Source organism: Streptomyces gardneri (assembly GCF_006539185.1).
GTDB classification, from domain to species: Bacteria; Actinomycetota; Actinomycetes; order Streptomycetales; family Streptomycetaceae; genus Streptomyces; species Streptomyces gardneri.
On sequence record NZ_BJMN01000063.1, the window covers coordinates 23,818 to 40,133 of the forward strand.

11 protein-coding genes are annotated in these 16,316 nt (G+C 74.9%); 5 read left to right on the forward strand and 6 right to left on the reverse strand.

The window, feature by feature from the left end:
* Window positions 1-385 precede the first annotated feature (385 nt).
* A complete protein-coding gene (locus tag SGA01_RS36145) occupies window positions 386-778 on the forward strand; it encodes a hypothetical protein (protein WP_055644643.1) in 393 nt (130 codons plus the stop codon).
* A 94-nt stretch (window positions 779-872) separates the two neighbouring features.
* Here the strand turns inward: SGA01_RS36145 and SGA01_RS36150 are convergent, their stop codons facing one another.
* The 5 genes from SGA01_RS36150 to SGA01_RS36170 form a co-directional block, all read right to left on the reverse strand.
* Window positions 873-5,630: a coiled-coil domain-containing protein gene (locus SGA01_RS36150; RefSeq protein WP_141302211.1), complete on the reverse strand. Its 4,758-nt coding sequence runs from the start codon at window positions 5,628-5,630 to the stop codon at window positions 873-875.
* A gap of 73 nt (window positions 5,631-5,703) precedes the next feature.
* Complete coding sequence (locus SGA01_RS36155) at window positions 5,704-6,615, reverse strand: hypothetical protein (protein WP_141302213.1); 912 nt, start codon at window positions 6,613-6,615, stop codon at window positions 5,704-5,706.
* On the reverse strand, window positions 6,612-6,779 hold the full coding sequence (locus tag SGA01_RS41290) for a hypothetical protein (protein WP_167534255.1): 168 nt from the start codon (window positions 6,777-6,779) through the stop codon (window positions 6,612-6,614). The genes SGA01_RS36155 and SGA01_RS41290 overlap by 4 nt, the downstream gene beginning before the upstream one ends.
* 614 nt (window positions 6,780-7,393) lie before the next feature.
* Window positions 7,394-8,920, reverse strand: coding sequence for a hypothetical protein (locus SGA01_RS36165; RefSeq protein ID WP_055644639.1), 1,527 nt, complete (start codon window positions 8,918-8,920; stop codon window positions 7,394-7,396).
* A gap of 229 nt (window positions 8,921-9,149) precedes the next feature.
* Window positions 9,150-9,851 carry a GntR family transcriptional regulator gene (locus SGA01_RS36170; protein ID WP_229918497.1) on the reverse strand — a complete coding sequence of 234 codons (702 nt, stop codon included), beginning with the start codon at window positions 9,849-9,851 and terminating at the stop codon, window positions 9,150-9,152.
* 173 nt (window positions 9,852-10,024) lie between these two features.
* Between SGA01_RS36170 and SGA01_RS36175 the strand changes: the two genes are divergently transcribed.
* The 4 genes from SGA01_RS36175 to SGA01_RS36190 all read left to right on the forward strand — a co-directional run bounded on the left by SGA01_RS36175 (window position 10,025) and on the right by SGA01_RS36190 (window position 13,689).
* Complete coding sequence (locus SGA01_RS36175; RefSeq protein WP_141302219.1) at window positions 10,025-11,305, forward strand: MFS transporter; 1,281 nt, start codon at window positions 10,025-10,027, stop codon at window positions 11,303-11,305.
* Window positions 11,306-11,369: 64 nt separating this feature from the next.
* Entirely contained in the window at window positions 11,370-12,134 is a 765-nt protein-coding gene (locus SGA01_RS36180) for a LamB/YcsF family protein (protein WP_141302221.1), read from the forward strand.
* Window positions 12,131-12,829, forward strand: coding sequence for a 5-oxoprolinase subunit B family protein (locus SGA01_RS36185; RefSeq protein ID WP_141302223.1), 699 nt, complete (start codon window positions 12,131-12,133; stop codon window positions 12,827-12,829). The genes SGA01_RS36180 and SGA01_RS36185 overlap by 4 nt, the downstream gene beginning before the upstream one ends.
* The gene (locus SGA01_RS36190) at window positions 12,826-13,689 is read left to right on the forward strand and encodes a 5-oxoprolinase subunit C family protein (protein WP_141302225.1); all 864 of its coding nucleotides are present in this window, start codon (window positions 12,826-12,828) and stop codon (window positions 13,687-13,689) included. The genes SGA01_RS36185 and SGA01_RS36190 overlap by 4 nt, the downstream gene beginning before the upstream one ends.
* Here SGA01_RS36190 and SGA01_RS36195 read toward each other — a convergent pair.
* A partial coding sequence (locus SGA01_RS36195; protein WP_141302227.1) for a hydantoinase B/oxoprolinase family protein occupies window positions 13,673-16,316 on the reverse strand: 2,644 nt, incomplete at its 5' end. The genes SGA01_RS36190 and SGA01_RS36195 overlap by 17 nt on opposite strands.

The following is a 16,316-nucleotide window of genomic DNA, read 5'->3' on the forward strand; positions in this document are numbered from 1 at the left end:
CGGAGGTCCTGCACGTTCGTGTCGGCGCGCGTCAACACGCGGCGTCAACCTTCGGTTTCAAACAAATGGCGGCGTGAGCCTACTACTGCATCACGGCCATCTCGAAGGCATGTCCGGACGATTTTCAGCCTGTCGAGTGAGTGTTGATCATGAGATGTCCCAGTATTCGGGGAGTTGGGATCGGCCACTGTGGCACAGGACACCTGATGGTGTGCCATTTCTCCGGCCTGCGGAGATGGCTGGAAGTGTGCGTTCCGGTCAGATTCAGGCGAAACCTTTTCCCGCTCTCGTGCGTCATTAAGTACGGGGAGGGTCCTGTCCGCGTAAAGGCGCTCACAACGGGCAGCCACCCCGGAGGCGTTCAGTGGTGGGGAGTGACAGGACGATGGAACACGAGTCGCGGTCGGCGCGGCAGTTGTGGGTGGACGACGAGAAGGGCCGGCAGCGGATGCCCGATCCGGTGCGTACCGCAGCCGTACGCGCCGTGATGATCACGTCGGTGACGCTCATCCAGGGGGTGGTGGCCTTCTTCTGCTCGGTCGCGGGCTCCTGGCTGGCCTTCCCGATGACCATCAGTTCAGTGGCGTCGACGGTCGTGGCGACCTGGAGCGTCCTCGACGTCTGGATCACCCGTCAGGTGTGGCGCCAGCGCAACGGGGTCGTGTCGGAACCGAGCAGTACGGCACGTCGGCTGCGGCGCGAACGGCGCGCGGAGGAACGGTCGGAGCGCAGGTCCGACGGCCGGACGGAGTCGGCCCGGCTGTCCGAGGCGGCCTGAGCCCGGCACGTGTGACGGAGCGGCCCGGTCCGAGCCGGCGCGCGTGACGGAGCGGCCCGGTCCCCTTGCGGGGGCCGGGCCGCTCTGTCGTGCGTCAGGCGGTGGCCTGCGCTGCGGTGGGGTCGTCGGACGCGTGCCGGCGGAACATCCGCGTCGCCGTGATCTCGCCGTGGATCGACTCGCCATCCCCAGCCGCCTGCGGCAGGCCCGGACGCAGGTGCTCCTCCACGCTGATGTACTTGAGCCCGGCCCGCAGGTCCGCGTCGTTCCGCAGCCGGATCACCAGCGGGAACTCGGCCAGCGCCGTCGTGTCGAACAGGCCCGTCGTGTACAGCAGCTGGACGCCGAGCGCGTCCGACACGGCCCGCTGGAGTTCCAGCAGGTACGTGGCGTTGGCGCGGCCGATCGGGTTGTCCAGGAACAGCGTGCCCGCGTGGCGGTGCTTGTCCCGGCCCCGGTCGTTGGAGCGGAGCGCCGCCATCGTGCAGTACAGGGCGATCGCCGCGGTGAGCAGCTGGCCGCCGGAGAAGACGTCGCCCATCTGCCCGACGGGCACGCGCTCGGCGCGCAGCACGGCGTCCGGCTTGAGGATCTCGACGGAGATTCCCTTGGGTTCGAGGGCCGCCTGTACGCCCCTCAGCAGCAGGGACATGCCGTCGCGGCGCAGGTCGGAGTTCTTCTTGACGGCGGCGCGGGTCGCCTCGTCGACGACCTCGCCGAGCCGCTCCGCGAGGGTGGCCTGATCGGGCTCCTCGAAGCGGATCCGCAGGAACTCCTGGCCCGACCATTCGCCGAGCCCCTCGGGGAGCCGGGAGAGCCGCTGCGCGGAGCGGAGCGTCGCGAGCGAGGACTCCACGAGGCCGCGGAGGCGGTCCACGATCGAGTCGCGGTTGCGCTCCAGCTGCGCCAGTTCGTCCGTGAGGACGCGGAGCCGGGGCGCGAAGGCCTCGGCCCACTTGGCGGCGTGCTCGGGCAGCGCGGACGCGGGCAGTTCGCGGATCTGCTGGCGGGCCGGGGTGCGGACCTGCTCGTAGCGGGTGGAGTTGGCGTGCCGGACGAGGATGTCGCTCGCCTCGCGCACGGCGGCGTCGGCGGCGGACAGTTCGGCGGTGCAGCCGCGCAGGGCGCGGCGCGCCTCGCCCGCCGTCGTGCGGGCCTCCTCCAGCGTGCTGGTGTACGTCTCGGACTCGTCGCGCTCCTCCTCGGCGTGGTCGCGGAGCAGGTCGCGCAGGAGGGCCGACGTCTCGTCGAAGCCGCCCGCCGCGTCCTCGGCGGCCCGGTGGTCCCGGAGCAGCCCGGCGTGTGCGGCGCGCGCCGACTCCAGGGCGTCGGTGCGGGAGGCCAGTTCGCCGGTCGCGGTACGCAGCAGGGCCTGCGCCTGCTCGGCGTCGGCGGGGACCCGGTCCTCGGGCAGCTCGGTGTGCGCCGCGCCGTCCTCGGGGGCCAGGCGCTCGGACTCGCCGCGGAGCCGGCCGAGCTTCTCGCTCGCCTCCGTGGCGCGTGACTCCAGCATCTGGACGAGGGACTCGGCGCGGGCGGCGGCCGCCTGCCGGGACGGGCCGTCGGCGCCGTCGGTGGACTCCAGGAGCTGTTCGGCGCGGGTGCGGACCTTGTTGGTGAGGCGGTCGAGCTCGGCCTGGGCGGCGGACTCGTCGCTCTCGGCGCGGGCCTGCTCGGCGCGCAGGTCGGCGCCGACGCCGACCTTCTCGTACAGCTGGGAAGCGGCCCGGTAGGCCTCGCGGAGGGTGGGGAGCGCGGTGCGGGGCGCGGCCGGGTCCTCCTCGGGGAGGGTGTCGGGGGCGCCGGCGATCTCGGCGCGCTCGGCGCGCAGGGCGCGGGCCGTGCGGTGGGCGTCGTCGGCGGCTCGCTGGGTCGCGCGGCGGTCCTCGTCGGCGGCGCGGGCGCGCTCCAGACAGGTCTGGGCGCGGGCCTCGGACTCGGCGGCGTCCTCGGCGAGTTCCCGGAGCTTGGCCTGCCAGGCGGGGCGCTCGCGCAGCCGGAACGCCAGGCCCGCGAGGGCGTCGGCGGCGCGGCGGGCGCGCTGGGCGCTCTCCTGGCGCTCGTCGCGGAGCTGTGCCGCCTCGGCGGCGGTCTCGTCGGCCTCGCCGCGTGCCGTACGGGCCTCGGCGAGGGCCGCGGCGGCGGCCTCCGCGGTCTCGCGGGCGGTCGAGGCGACGGCCGCGAGCTCGGCGAGCATGCCGGGCGGGCAGTCGGCGCGCCAGGCGCCGATCCGGGAGGCGAGGGAGCGGTCGCCGGCGAGTCGGGCGGCGAGGGTACGGATCTCCTCGTCACGGGCGGTCGCCCGGGCGCGCAGGGCGTGCCGCTCCTCGTCGGCGGCCTGCTCGTCGTGCATGGCGGGGTTCGGCGTAACGAAGAAAACACTGGAGACGCCGCTGTCCTCGCGCTCACCCGTGTCCTGCGCCGGTACGGGGGCGAGCAGGGCGGCGGCCGTGCCGACGGCGACGGTGGAGCGGGGCAGCAGGGCGGCCGTGCCGAGGACCTCGCGGGCGCGGCCGTACGAGACGGGGTCGGTGATCACGACGCCGTCGACGAGCTCGGGGCGGGCGGCGAGGACGCGGGCGTGGTCGGCGGGGTCCACCGCCTGGGCGAGGTAGCGCCAGCCGGGGAGGGCGGGGATGCCCTGCTCGCCGAGGTACTCGACGGTGGCGAGGACGTCGGGGCCCGGGGGCAGCAGTCCGCCGTCGCCGAGGGCGCCGAGGATGCGGGAGTCGTCGGCCGCGGCGGTGCGCAGTTCGAAGAGCTGCCGCTCGGCCGAGGTGACGGCTTGGTCGAGCATGCCGCGCAGCTCGTCGGCGTACCGGTCGAACTCGGTGACGGTCAGCGGCCCCTGGGGGGCGGTCCCGGGTCCTGCGGTGAGCCCGAAGGCGGCGCCGGGGACGACGTCGGAGGCGGTGTCGCCCTCGGTGTCGTCCTGCGGGGCGGAGCTCTCCGGCGTGCCGGCCGGGCCGGTGGCGGCCGCGCGCTGGCCCGGGAGGGGCGAGCCGCCGGCCGGGAGGCTCAGGAGCTCGGCGAGCCGCTCCTCGGAGGCGAGGGACTCGGCTGCGCGGCGCTCCGCGTCGTACGCGTTCCCCGCGGCCTCGGCGGCGTCCGCGGCCCGGGCCGCGGCGAGTTCGGCACGGGCCTCGGCGGCGGCGGACTCGCGGGCGCGGTCGGCGGCGGTGCGGGCGGCCTCGCGGGCCGTGTCCCAGACGGCGACCGCGGTCTTCTCCGCGTCGCTCGCGGCGAGGGCGGCGCGGGCGGGGTCGGCGTCGGGCGCGGAGTCGTCGAGCCAGCCGGCCCGTACCGCCTCCGCGGTCTCCTGCTCGACCTCGGCGAGCCGCTGGCGCAGGTGGCCGGCCTCGCTGCGGGCCCGCTGGGCCTCGGTAGCGGCGGCCGTGGCGTCACGGTGCGCGGTCTCGCTCGCGTCCTGGAGGGCCGTGGAGCGCTCCTCCTCCTCGGCCGCGTGCCGCTCGCCCTCCTCGGCGGCGGCGGCGAGGGCCCGTACGAGATCGGCGGCGGCCTTCGCGCGGGCCGCGAGGGCCGGGGCGGCGTCCCGCTCTGCTTCCAGGATGGCGGCGGCCACGCGCGCGGAGCGGTCGCCCGCGGCGCGGTGGCGCAGTACGGCCTCCGCCGCCTGCCAGGCGGAGTGCAGGGTGCGGGCGTCGGTGAGCTCGCGGCGCTGGGAGGCGGCGCCCTTCTCGGCGGCGGTCAGGGCCAGGGAGGCGTGCCGGTAGGCGAGTTCGGCGGAGATCAGGGCGCTGCGGCCGCGGGCGGTCTCGGCCTCGGCGACGGCGTGGGCTGCCGAGGTGACCTGCTGGGCGAGCTCGGCCGCCCGGCCGCGCTCCTCGTCGGCGCGGCCGGAGAGCCGGCGGGCGAGGGAGCGGGTGCGCCGCTCGGCCGCCGTGTGGACGTCACGGGCGTGGGCCCGGGTCCCGGCGGCCTCGACGATGCGGCCGAGGAGGTCGACGGAGCCGGCCGTGAACTCGCGCTCGGCGGTCAGCTCGGCGCGGCGGCCGAGCTTGTTGCCGAAGCCGCCGACGAGGTCGGCGAGGCCGTCGGTGTCCCGGGTGTCGGTGACGGCGCGCAGCAGCAGGTCGGTGAAGTCGGAGTCCTTCTTGACCGCGAAGAGGCCTGCGGCCTCGCCCTCGTCGGCGTTCATCTCGCGCTGGTAGCGGAAGAGTTCGGGGTCGAGGCCGAGTTCGCCGAGGTGTTCGTTCCAGCGGTCGTGGATCTCCTCCCAGACCACCTCCAGGTGCGGGTAGGCCTTGCCGGCCTCGGTGAGGGCGTCGCGGAAGCCCTTCATCGTGCGGCGGCGGCCGGTCGCTCCGGAGGCGCCCTCGACGGGGCGGCGGACGGAGGTCGCCTCGGCGACGGGGAGGTTGTCCAGGCTGAGCCCGGGGCCGGGGCGGAAGGAGTACCAGGCCTCGGCGAACTTCCGCGGGTCGTTGGAGACCTGGCGGCCGCGCCACTCGCTGGCCTTGCCGACGACGACGAGCTCGCCCGTGAGGGTGTGCTGCCACTCCAGGGCGACGTGTCCGCAGTCGTCGGCGAGGAGGAACTTGCGGAGCACGCCCGAGCTGGCGCCGCCGAGGGTGTTGCGGTGGCCGGGGAGCATGACCGAGAAGATCAGCTTGAGGAGGACGGACTTGCCGCCGCCGTTCTCCAGGAAGAGCACGCCCGCGGGCGCGGGGCGGCGCGGCGGGCCGACCGGCTCCTCCTCGAAGAACTCCGCCTGGGTGGGGGCGGGGTGGGGCACGGGCGCGCCGACCCCGCGCAGGTCCAGGACGGTGTCGGCGTAGCGCGCGCCGGCGGGGCCGATGGAGTAGAGGCGGACCCGGGACAGCTCGTACATGGCGGGGGACTCTCGTGCTCGTCGTGCTCAGGAAGGTCGGTTGCGCGGAGCGGGTCGGGGCGGGGCGACGGCGCTACGCGTGGAAGGGGAGGCCGGCGTCGGCGGCGAGTTCCAGGTCGTCGCCCTCGGGCGGCGGGACGAGGGTCGCCGTACCGTCGCTGACCGGCACGACGCCGAGTTCGAGGAGCTCGGCCATGGCGGCGGAACCAGCCATGTCGCGGACCTGGAGCTGGTAGCGGGCGGTCGTGCGGTAGGAGCCCCCGCCCTCGTCGCCGGTGCGCTGGAGGAAGCCGGAGTCGGTGAGGAAGGCGGCGGCCTTGCCGACGATGCCGGTGGTGGATCCGGCGAGGCGGCGGGCGTCCTTGGTGGCTCCGGTGGCGCTGCGGCGGGCGTAGATCCGCCAGCCGGCCTCCAGGCCGGGGGCGTCGGAGGCCGGGTCGGTGTTCTCGCCCTGCTCTTCGGCGCGCTGCTCCAGGCGCAGGCAGGCCTGGCGTACGAAGGCGTCGACGCCGTTGACGGTGAGGCGGCCGATGTAGGCGTCGTCGGCGAGGTCCTCGGGGCGGGGGAAGGCCATGGTGGCGACGGCGAGGTGGGCCAGGCCGTGCAGGAACCGGTCGGCGGAGTCCGTCGAGGCGCGACGGGCGTAGTCGCCCATGCGGACGGCGAAGACGGAGTCCTCGCCGGCGGTGACGGCCATCCCGGCGCGCGGGGAGACCTCCAGGACGACGAGGCCGAGGCCGGTGGCGACGGCGTCGGCGAGACGCGCGAAGGCGGGGTCCTCGCGGTAGCGGCGGAGCAGCTCGGTGTACTCGGCGTCCCGGGCCGGGAGCAGCTTCGGCTGGAGCCCGAAGGAGACGAGCCGGGCCGCGTCGGCGGCGTCGGCGGGGGTGACGGCGGACGACGAGGAGGGTGCGGGGCCCGTCTGAGGGTGCGGGGGCTCCTGCTCGCTCCACCCGTCGGCGTACTCGGCGTGGGTCTCGCTCACGGCTGGGGCTCCTCGGTGCGGCTCTCGGGCGGTACGTCGTCGGTGACGGGTCGGGGCGTGGGCAGGGGCACGGGCAGGGGCAGGGGCAGCGGCACGGGGGTGACGGCCGCCGGTGCGGGCGCGGGGCGGCGGGAGGGCGCGGCCGGTTCGGTCGTCAGCCGCACGGCGCGCACCGTCGGGACGCTCCTGCGCCGCGAAGCGGCGTCGGCACGGGTCGGTTCCGTCGCCGGTACGGCTCCGAGCCGCGGCCGCGTCCCGGGCTCCGGCGGTGTCTCGGCACCGGTTCTACCGCGCGCACCGGCCGGAGGATCCACGAGCACGGCCCGCACGCGCGGGCCGGGAGCGGCCCGGCCGGTCGCCGGGCGGAGGGGCTCGGATTCCGGGGTCGGGGCGGGGTCCAGGGTCGGGGTCGGATCCGGGGTCGGGTCCGAGGTCGGGTCCGGGTCCGGGGTCGGGTCCGGGGTCGGGTCGGCGTCCTGCTCGGGCTCCGGTTCCGGCTGAGGCTGCGGCTCCTGTTCCGGCTCCAGCTCCTGTTCCGGCTGGATGTCCGACTCCGGCTGCTGCCCGGACGCTGCCGATGTCGACCTGGGCCCGGGTACGGCGAAGTCGCCGACGGCGACGCCGGTCGTCCCTTCGGCAGGGACCGGGATCCGCTCCGCGGCGGATGCGGATGCGGATGCCGGCTCGGACGGGGTGGGGGCCGTGGTCGCCGGCTCCACAGGCGGTTCCTGGCGCCCGAGCGGGTCGGAGGGGTCCGTGGGGGCGATCGGGGTGAGGGTCACGTGGACTCCGAGCGGTCCGCGGCCATGCCCACCGCGTCGAGGAGGGCCGTACCGACGATGAGGTCGGCGCCGCCGAACTCCGGGTCGTCCAGCGGGGTGCCGTCGTCGACGGCGAAGAGGAGCCGCTCCTCGCCCTGGCGGTAGGCCGTGCCGACCGGAGGGCTGGCCGCGTGCACGGCGAGCAGGGCCACCAGGTAGGGCAGGTCTCCGTCGAGAAGGCGGGCCTCGGCCAGCAGGCCGGAGAGGCGGCGCGGGGCGTCGTGCTCCAGGTCGAGCAGGCGCATGGCGCTCGCGAGCTGCTCCTCGCTGAAGCGGGAGTCGTCGGGTGTGGCGATGAGGTCGGGCTCGGGCATCTCCGCGCCGAGGTGCTCGCGCTCCACGGGCGGGGTGAGGAGCAGGTCGACGAGGTCGCCGAGGCGGACGGAGGCGGGGGTCCGCAGTCCCGTCCCGTGGGCAAAGAAGGCGTCGGTGACCTTGCCCGCCTGCTCGACGGGGAGCGGCAGGATCGGGGCGACGAGCTGCCCGTACAGGTCGAGGCCGGTGTACGCCGTGGGGGCGGCGAAGGCCTGCCGGTCCTGCTCGGCGCGGAAGAGCGGCCCGGCCTCCAGGAGGCGGGACTGGAGCTGGGTATGGCGCCTGATGCAGTCCTTGACGATGTCGACGAGCTCGGCGGCGCGGCGCTTGTGCTCGTGGTCTTCGGCCTCGTCGCGGGCCTTGCGGATGTTGGTGAGGATCGCGTTCTCGTGGCGGTAGCGGTCGGCCACGTGGTCGAGCGCCTCGTCGATCATGTCCGGCACCGCCTGGAGCCAGTCCACCGCGCGGACGTTGCGCCGGGTGGCCTCCAGGGTCTTGCGGAGGGTCTCCGCGTACTGCACGGTCCGGTAGCGCGCCTGCTCGGCGGCGAGCTGCGCGTCGGCGAGGCGGCCCCGGCTGATGAGGACCTCCAGCTTCACCTCGGCGGCGATCTGGGCGCTCGTGACGTCGGTGTCGAGGGCGCCGACGAGGACGTTGACCGCTTCGTCGGTGGTGCGGAGGTAGACGCCGCCCCCGTAGCCCGGGACCTCTTCGATGAGCTTGAAGTCGTAGTCCCTGCGGACGTAGACCCCGTCGGTGCCGAAGGTGCCGTAGACGGCGCGGAAGCCCCGGTCGACGCTGCCGACGTTGATCAGGTTCTCCAGGACCCAGCGGGCCACGCGCTCGTGCTCCGCGGCCGGGCGGGAGGGGGCCTGGGCGGCGACGCGGGGCAGCAGCCTGGCCACTATCTGCTCGTGGTCGGCGCCGGTGTCGAAGTCCATGTTGAGTGTGACGAGGTCGATCGCGGAAAGGGCCACCTCGGCCATCGCGTAGACCGTGTACTCGCCGGCCAGGTTCGCCTTGCGCGCGTCGAGGTCGTGCAGCGGGGCGGTGCACGCGAGCGCGCGGAGGCGCCGCGCGAGCCCTTCGTCGGCGGCCGGGCCCTGCGCGGGCCGCGGCGCCGCGCTGAGCTGGGGCGGAGCGAGGTCCGTCGAGGCAGGCGAAGTCACGGTGGACAGATTAGGTCCTCGAACTGACAACGGTCGAAACGGCGCAGATGCGACCGGGCCCGCGGAGGCCGCCGGGCCGCCGGTCGGGGCCCGCCCGGTGGCCGGTTCGAAGGTCCGTCCGATCGTCGGTTCGGGCCCTCCCGGTGGCTGGTTCCGGAACCCGTCCGGTCGGCGGTTCAGGGACCGCTCGCCGGTACGGGAACCCGTCCGGTCGCCGGTCGGAAGCCCGTCACAGCCCCGTCGGGTCGTCCACGGCCTGCGCGTAGGCCGCGGCGACGCGGGTGCGGGAGTCGTCGAGGTAGCGGGCGAGGAGCCGTTCCGCCGAGGCCCGCTCACCGGCGCGCAGGGCGTCCAGGATCTCCCGGTTGCGCAGGAGATAGGGCTCGTGCAGCGCGCGCGGGTCGTCGACGACGTGGAACGCGAGCCGGAGTTCGGCGAGGACGCCGCGCATCAGTTCGTCCGTGCGCGCGCTGCCGGCGAGGGCGACGAGTTCGCGGTGGAAGTGGATGTTGGCCGTGGAGACGCCCCGCCAGTCGCCGGTACGGGCCGCGCTCTCGCCCTCCGCGACGGCGGCGACGAGGCCGTCGACGGCGTAGGGCGGCCGCCCGAGGCTTCGGACGACGGCGCATTCCACGAGCTGCCGGGTGCGGTAGATGTCGTCCACGTCACCTACGGCGAGGACCCGGACGAAGACCCCGCGGTTGAGCTCGTGGACGAGCAGGCGCTCGTGGGTGAGGAGCCGGAAGGCCTCGCGGAGTGTGTTGCGGGACACACCGAGGGCGCCGCCGATGCTCTCCTCGGAGAGCCGTACGCCGGGCGGGAAGTAGCCCTCCGCGATCCGGGTCCGCAGGATGTCCGCGACCCGCTCCGCCGTGCTCGTACGCCCGAGCAGCGCGCGGTCGTCCGCCAGACCTCCGGTCTCACCACTCACGTCCACAGCGTCTCTCCCCTTCCGTCGCCCGCGGCGAGTCAACCGCAGAAAGCGGAAATCAGGAAGCGCCGACATCCCTCTTGTCGGATCGTTGAACAATCCCCTACCTTGACGGCACCGCACGGTTCCCCAGTACGTCACTCAGGCACGCCTCCCCCTCATGCGAGGTGCAGATGAGCACGACACAGATCCGGCAGCAGCCCCAGGGCGAACAGCCCGACGACACGGGCGCGTTCGCCTGGCTGCGCGCCCTCGGGCCGCGCGGTCGGCGCGCCTTCGGCGGTGCGTTCGGCGGATACGCCCTGGACTCCTACGACTTCTTCACCCTGCCCCTGTCGATGGTGGCCATCGCCGCCTACTTCAACCTCGACAAGGGCCAGACCGGCCTCCTCACGACCGTCACCCTCGTCGTCTCGGCGGTCGGCGGCGCGCTCGCCGGCGTCCTCGCCGACCGCGTCGGCCGGGTGAAGGCGCTGATGATCACGGTCGTCACGTACGCGCTCTTCACGGTGCTCTGCGGCTTCGCCCCGAACTACGAGACCCTGCTGGTCTTCCGGGCGCTCCAGGGCCTCGGCTTCGGCGGCGAGTGGGCCGTCGGCGCGATCCTCGTCGCCGAGTACGCCTCCGCCAAGCACCGCGGCCGTACGCTCGGCGCCGTCCAGAGCGCCTGGGCGGCCGGCTGGGCGCTGGCGGTGCTGGCGTACACCCTGGTGTTCCAGTTCGCCGACGCCGACCTCGCCTGGCGGATCCTCTTCTGGACGGGCGCGCTGCCGGCCCTGCTCGTCGTGTACGTGCGGCGGAACGTGGAGGACGCCCCGCAGGCGGCCGAGCTCCGGCGGGCCGACTCGGACCGCGGCTCCTTCCAGTCGGTCTTCCGTCCCCCGCTGCTGCGCACGACGCTCTTCGCGATCCTGCTCTCGACCGGGGTCCAGGGCGGCTACTACACGCTCGCCACCTGGGTGCCGACCTTCCTGAAGACCGAGCGCGGGCTGACGGTGGTCGGCACGGGCGGCTATCTGGCCTTCCTCATATCCGGGGCCTTCGCGGGCTATCTGACCGGCGGTTACCTCACGGACCGGCTCGGCCGGAAGAAGAACATCGCGCTCTTCGCCGTCCTGTCCGCCCTGTCCGTCCTCGCGTACACGAACATCCCGGTCGGCGCGAACTCCCTTCTGCTCGTGCTGGGTTTCCCCCTCGGTTTCTGCATGTCGGCCATCTTCAGCGGATTCGGCTCGTTCCTGGCCGAGCTGTACCCGACGCCGGTCCGCGGGACCGGGCAGGGACTCACGTACAACACGGGCCGCGCGATCGGCGCCGTCTTCCCCACCCTGGTCGGCTTCCTCGCCGGGAGCTGGGGAGTGGGCGGGGCGCTGGTGTTCGGCGCCGTCGGATACGGGCTGGCCGTCCTCGCCCTGTTCGGACTGCCCGAGACGCGCGGGAGGGAACTCGTGTAGCGGAACCCGCGGCACCACAGCACCACAGCACCACTGCACGACCAGGTGAGAAAGGAAGCACCACATGACCTGGGCCTCGATCGACCTCAACGCCGACCTCGGTGAAGGCTTCGGCCGCTGGACGCTGACCGACGACGAGCAGCTGCTCTCCGTCGTCACCAGCGCCAACGTGGCCTGCGGCTTCCACGCCGGGGACGCGGCCACCATGCGGCGCGTCTGCGAGCTCGCGGCCGAACGGGGGGTACGGATCGGAGCCCAGGTCTCCTACCGGGACCTGGCCGGCTTCGGGCGGCGCGCGATGGACGTCCCGGCGGCGGAGCTGGCCGCCGAAGTGGCCTACCAGATCGGCGCCCTGGAGGTCTTCGCCCGGGCCGCGGGCTCGCGCGTCTCGTACGTGAAGCCGCACGGCGCGCTCTACAACCGGGTGGTCCGGGACGAGGAGCAGGCGGCGGCGGTCGTCGACGGCGTCCTGCTCGCCGACCGGACGCTGCCCGTCCTGGGGCTCCCGGAGTCCCGGCTGCACGAGGCCGCCGCGGAGGCCGGACTGCCGGTCGTCCCCGAGGCCTTCGGCGACCGGGCCTACCGGGCGGACGGCTCCCTGCTGCCACGGGGGCAGGAGGGAGCCGTCGTCAGCGATCCGGACCAGGTCGTGGAGCGCTCGGTCGCCATGGCCCGGTTCGGGGTCGTGACGGCGCACTGCGGAAGCTCCGTCGCCGTCCGGGCCCGGTCGCTGTGCCTGCACGGCGACACCCCGGGCGCGGTGGACCTGGCCCGCCGGGTCCGGGAACGCCTGGAGACCTCCGGGGTCCGGGTGGAGGCCTTCGCATGAGCGTGCGGACGCTGCGCGTGGGTGACCGGGCGCTCCTGGTGGAGCTGGCCGGCGGCGCGGAGACGGAGGCCTTCCACGCCGAGCTGCTGCGGCGACGGGCCGCGGGGGTCCTCCCCGGCGTACGGGAGATCGTGCCGGCGGCGCGGACGGTGCTGCTCGACGGGGTGGACGATCCGGGGCGGCTCGCGGCCGAGTTGCCCCACTGGGAGTTCGGACCGCTCCACGCGCGCGTGGACGCGGCGGTGGAGGTGCCGGTCCGCTACGACGGGCCCGATCTCGCGGAGGTCGCCGCGCTCTGGGGGGTGTCCGTCGAGGAGGCGGTACGCCTCCACACGGCGACCGAGTTCCGGGTCGCCTTCTGCGGGTTCGCGCCGGGCTTCGGCTATCTGACCGGTCTCGACGAGCGGTACGGGGTGCCCCGCCGGGCCACCCCGCGCACGGCCGTCCCGGCCGGTTCCGTCGCCCTGGCCGGCCCGTACACGGGTGTGTACCCGCGCTCCTCCCCCGGTGGCTGGCAGCTGATCGGCACGACGGACGTGGTCCTGTGGGACACGGGGCGGGAGCCCGCCGCGCTGCTCGCGCCCGGGACCCGGGTGCGGTTCACGGCGGTGGACGGGCCGACGACCGGCGCCGGGTACACGGCGGAGGACGGGCCGACGGCCGAGGGCGCGTACGCGGCGGGGGACGGGCGATGACCGACCGTGCCGTCGCCGTGGTGCGGGCCGGGGCGCTGACCACCGTGCAGGACCTGGGGCGCTCGGGGTACGCGCATCTCGGCGTGCCCCGCTCGGGCGCCCTCGACCCCGGTGCCGTACGGCTCCTCAACCGGCTCGTCGGCAGCGCGGAGGAGGCCGCCGCCCTGGAGACGACCGTCGACGGCTGCGCGCTGCGGCCCCGGTGCGCGGTCACCGTCGCCGTGGGCGGGGCGCCCTGCCCGGTCCGGGTGGACGGGCGCCCGGCCGCCTGGGGGACGGCGGTCCGTGTGCCGGCCGGGTCCCTCCTGGAGGTCGGCGCGGCCGTCCGCGGGCTCCGCTCGTACGTGGCGTTCGGCGGCGGAATCGCCGTCGAGCCGGTGCTCGGCAGCCGCTCCACCGACCTGCTGTCCGGGCTCGGCCCGGCACCACTGGCGGAGGGGGCGGTGCTGCCGCTGGGGGCGGACACGGCCGTACGGGGGTCGGTCGACGCTCCTCCCTGGCCGGGGCCGCCGGACGAACTCGTCCTGCGGGTCCGGCTGGGCCCCCGCGACGACTGGTTCACCGCAGCCGCCCTGCGCGCCTTCGCCACGCGCGCGTACCGCGTGTCGCCGGCGAGCAACCGGATCGGGCTGCGGCTCGAAGGGCCGGCCCTGGAGCGGGCCCTGCCGGGGGAGCTGGCGAGCGAGGGCATGGTCCTGGGCGCGGTCCAGGTGCCGCCGGACGGGCGCCCGGTGGTCTTCCTCGCGGACCATCCCACGACCGGGGGCTATCCGGTGGTCGCGGTGGTCCGGGAGGCCGATCTGGGCGCGGCGGCGCAGGCGGTGCCGGGGACGCCGGTGCGGTTCATCCCGGTGCGCTGACGCCCTCCGGCGGCGGGCCGTAGCCACCACCGCCGGGGGTGCGCACGACCAGCACGTCGCCGGGGCCCATCTCGGTCGTCGCGGCGCCGCCGAGGTGCTCGACGGTGCCGTCGGCGCGTTCGACGAGGTTCTCGCCGAGGGCGCCCGGCTCGCCGCCCGCCATCCCGTACGGCGGGACCCTGCGGTGTCCGGTGAGGAGGGCGACCGTCATCGGCTCCAGGAAGCGGATGCGGCGCTCGACCCCGTGGCCGCCGTGCCACCGGCCGCGCCCGCCGCCGTCCTCCCGTACCGCGAAGGAGTCGACCCGGACCGGGTGGCGCCATTCCAGGACCTCGGGGTCGGTGAGCCGGGAGTTGGTCATGTGGGTCTGGACGGCGTCGGCGCCGTCGAAGCCGTCCCCCGCGCCCGAGCCGCTGGCGACCGTCTCGTAGTACTGCACGCGCGCGTTGCCGAAGGTGACGTTGTTCATGGTGCCGGAGCCCTCGGCCTGGACGCGGAGGGCCGCGTACAGCGCGCCCGTGACGGCCTGGGAGGTCTCGACGTTCCCGGCGACGGTGGCGGCGGGGTGGACGGGCGCGAGCATGGAGCCGGGCGGGACGCGGACCTCGAGGGGCTCCAGGCAGCCGCTGTTGAGCGGGATGTCCTCGTCGACGAGGGTGCGGAAGACGTACAGGACGGCGGCCAGGACGACGGAGGTGGGCGCGTTGGCGTTGCCGGGCAGCTGGGGCGAGGTGCCGGCGAAGTCGACGACGGCGGAGCGGCGTTCGCGGTCGACGCGGACCGCGACCCGGACGACCGCGCCGCCGTCGGTCTCGTAGCGGTACGCGCCGTCGTGGAGGCGCGCGACGATGCGGCGGACGGACTCCTCGGCGTTGGCGCGGACGTGCCGCATGTACGCCTGGACGACGTCGTGACCGAACTCCTCGACCGTCCGGCGCAGTTCCTCGATGCCCTTCTCGTTGGCGGCGATCTGGGCGCGCAGGTCGGCGAGGTTGGTGTCGGGGTCGCGGGAGGGGTAGCGGGCGCCGGTGAGGAGGGCCCGGGTCTCGGTCTCGCGGAGCCTGCCGTCCCGGACGAGCAGCCAGTTGTCGAAGAGGACGCCCTCCTCCTCGACGGTGCGGCTGAAGGCGGGCATGGAGCCGGGGGTGATGCCGCCGATCTCGGCGTGGTGGCCGCGCGAGGCGACCAGGAAGCGGAGCTGCCGGCCGGTGTCGTCGAAGACGGGGGTCACGACGGTCACGTCGGGCAGGTGGGTGCCGCCGTGGTACGGGTCGTTGATCGCGTACACGTCGCCGGGCCGCAGGTCGTCGGCGCGCCGCCGCAGGACCTCCTTGATGGACTCGCCCATGGAGCCGAGGTGGACGGGGATGTGGGGGGCGTTGGCGATGAGGTTGCCCTCGGAGTCGAAGAGCGCGCAGGAGAAGTCGAGGCGTTCCTTGATGTTGACCGAGTGGGCGGTGTTCTCCAGGCGCACGCCCATCTGTTCGGCGATGGCCATGAAGAGGTTGTTGAAGACCTCCAGGAGGACCGGGTCGACGTCCGTCCCGGCGGCCACGCGCGCGGGGCGCGGGGTGACGCGCTGGAGGAGGAGGTGTCCGCCGTCGGTCGCGGTGGCCCGCCAGCCGGTGTCGACGACGGTCGTCGCGTCGGCCTCGGCGAGGAGCGCGGGGCCGTCGACGCTGTCGTCGGGGCGGAGGTCCTCGCGCCGGTGGAGCGGTGTGTCGTGGGGTGCGCCGCCGCTGTGCATCCGGACGGTGGTGCGGGGGGTGAGGGGGCCGGTCCGCGCGCCGGTGTCGACGAGGACGGGGCCGTGCGGTCCGGCACGGCCGACGGCCTCGACGGAGACCGCCTCGACGACGAGCGGCTTGTCCATGGTGAACGCGTACCGCGCCCGATGGACGGCTGTGAACGCGGCTTTCATCGCATCGGCCGGGGCGAGGTCGACGGGGAGGCTCGCGTCCGTCCCCGCGTACCGCAGGAGCACGCGCGCGTGGGTGGTGATCGCCGTGTCCGGCAGGCCGTCGGCGCGCAGCTCCTCGCGGGTCCGCTCGGCGAGTTCGCCGCAGAGGGCCGTCACGCGCGCGTGGGTGCCGGGGGCGTCGAGTTCGGCCTCGACGGACCGCTCCCGCATGGCGGTGGCGTCGGCGAGCCCGATGCCGTACGCGGAGAGCACGCCGGCCAGCGGGGGTACGAGGACGGTGTCGACGCCCAGGGCGTCGGCGACGGCGCAGGCGTGCTGACCGCCCGCCCCGCCGAAGCTGGTGAGGGCGTACCGGGTGACGTCGTGGCCGCGCTGGACGGAGATCTTCTTGACGGCGTTCGCCATGTTGAGGACGGCGATCTCCAGGAAGCCCGCGGCGACCTCCTCCGGGGTCCGGCCGCCGCCGATCTCCTCGGCAAGGGCCGTGAACCGCTCCCGTACGACCTCGGCGTCCAGGGGCCGGTCGCCGGTCTCGCCGAACACGGCGGGGAAGTGGGCGGGTTGGACACGGCCGAGCATGACGTTGGCGTCGGTGACGGTGAGCGGTCCGCCGCGGCGGTAGCAGGCGGGGCCGGGGACGGCGCCCGCCGAGTCGGGGCCCACGCGGTAGCGGCGGCCGTCGTAGTGGAGGACGGAGCCGCCGCCC

Bases quoted from the DNA above. Each gene is read 5' to 3' on its own strand.
- SGA01_RS36175 (WP_141302219.1), top strand. From the start codon at position 10,025: ATGAGCACGACACAGATCCGGCAGCAGCCCCAGGGCGAACAGCCCGAC.
- SGA01_RS36190 (WP_141302225.1), top strand. From the start codon at position 12,826: ATGACCGACCGTGCCGTCGCCGTGGTGCGGGCCGGGGCGCTGACCACC.
- SGA01_RS36185 (WP_141302223.1), top strand. From the start codon at position 12,131: ATGAGCGTGCGGACGCTGCGCGTGGGTGACCGGGCGCTCCTGGTGGAG.
- SGA01_RS36150 (WP_141302211.1), bottom strand. From the start codon at position 5,630: ATGTACGAGCTGTCCCGGGTCCGCCTCTACTCCATCGGCCCCGCCGGC.
- SGA01_RS36180 (WP_141302221.1), top strand. From the start codon at position 11,370: ATGACCTGGGCCTCGATCGACCTCAACGCCGACCTCGGTGAAGGCTTC.
- SGA01_RS36145 (WP_055644643.1), top strand. From the start codon at position 386: ATGGAACACGAGTCGCGGTCGGCGCGGCAGTTGTGGGTGGACGACGAG.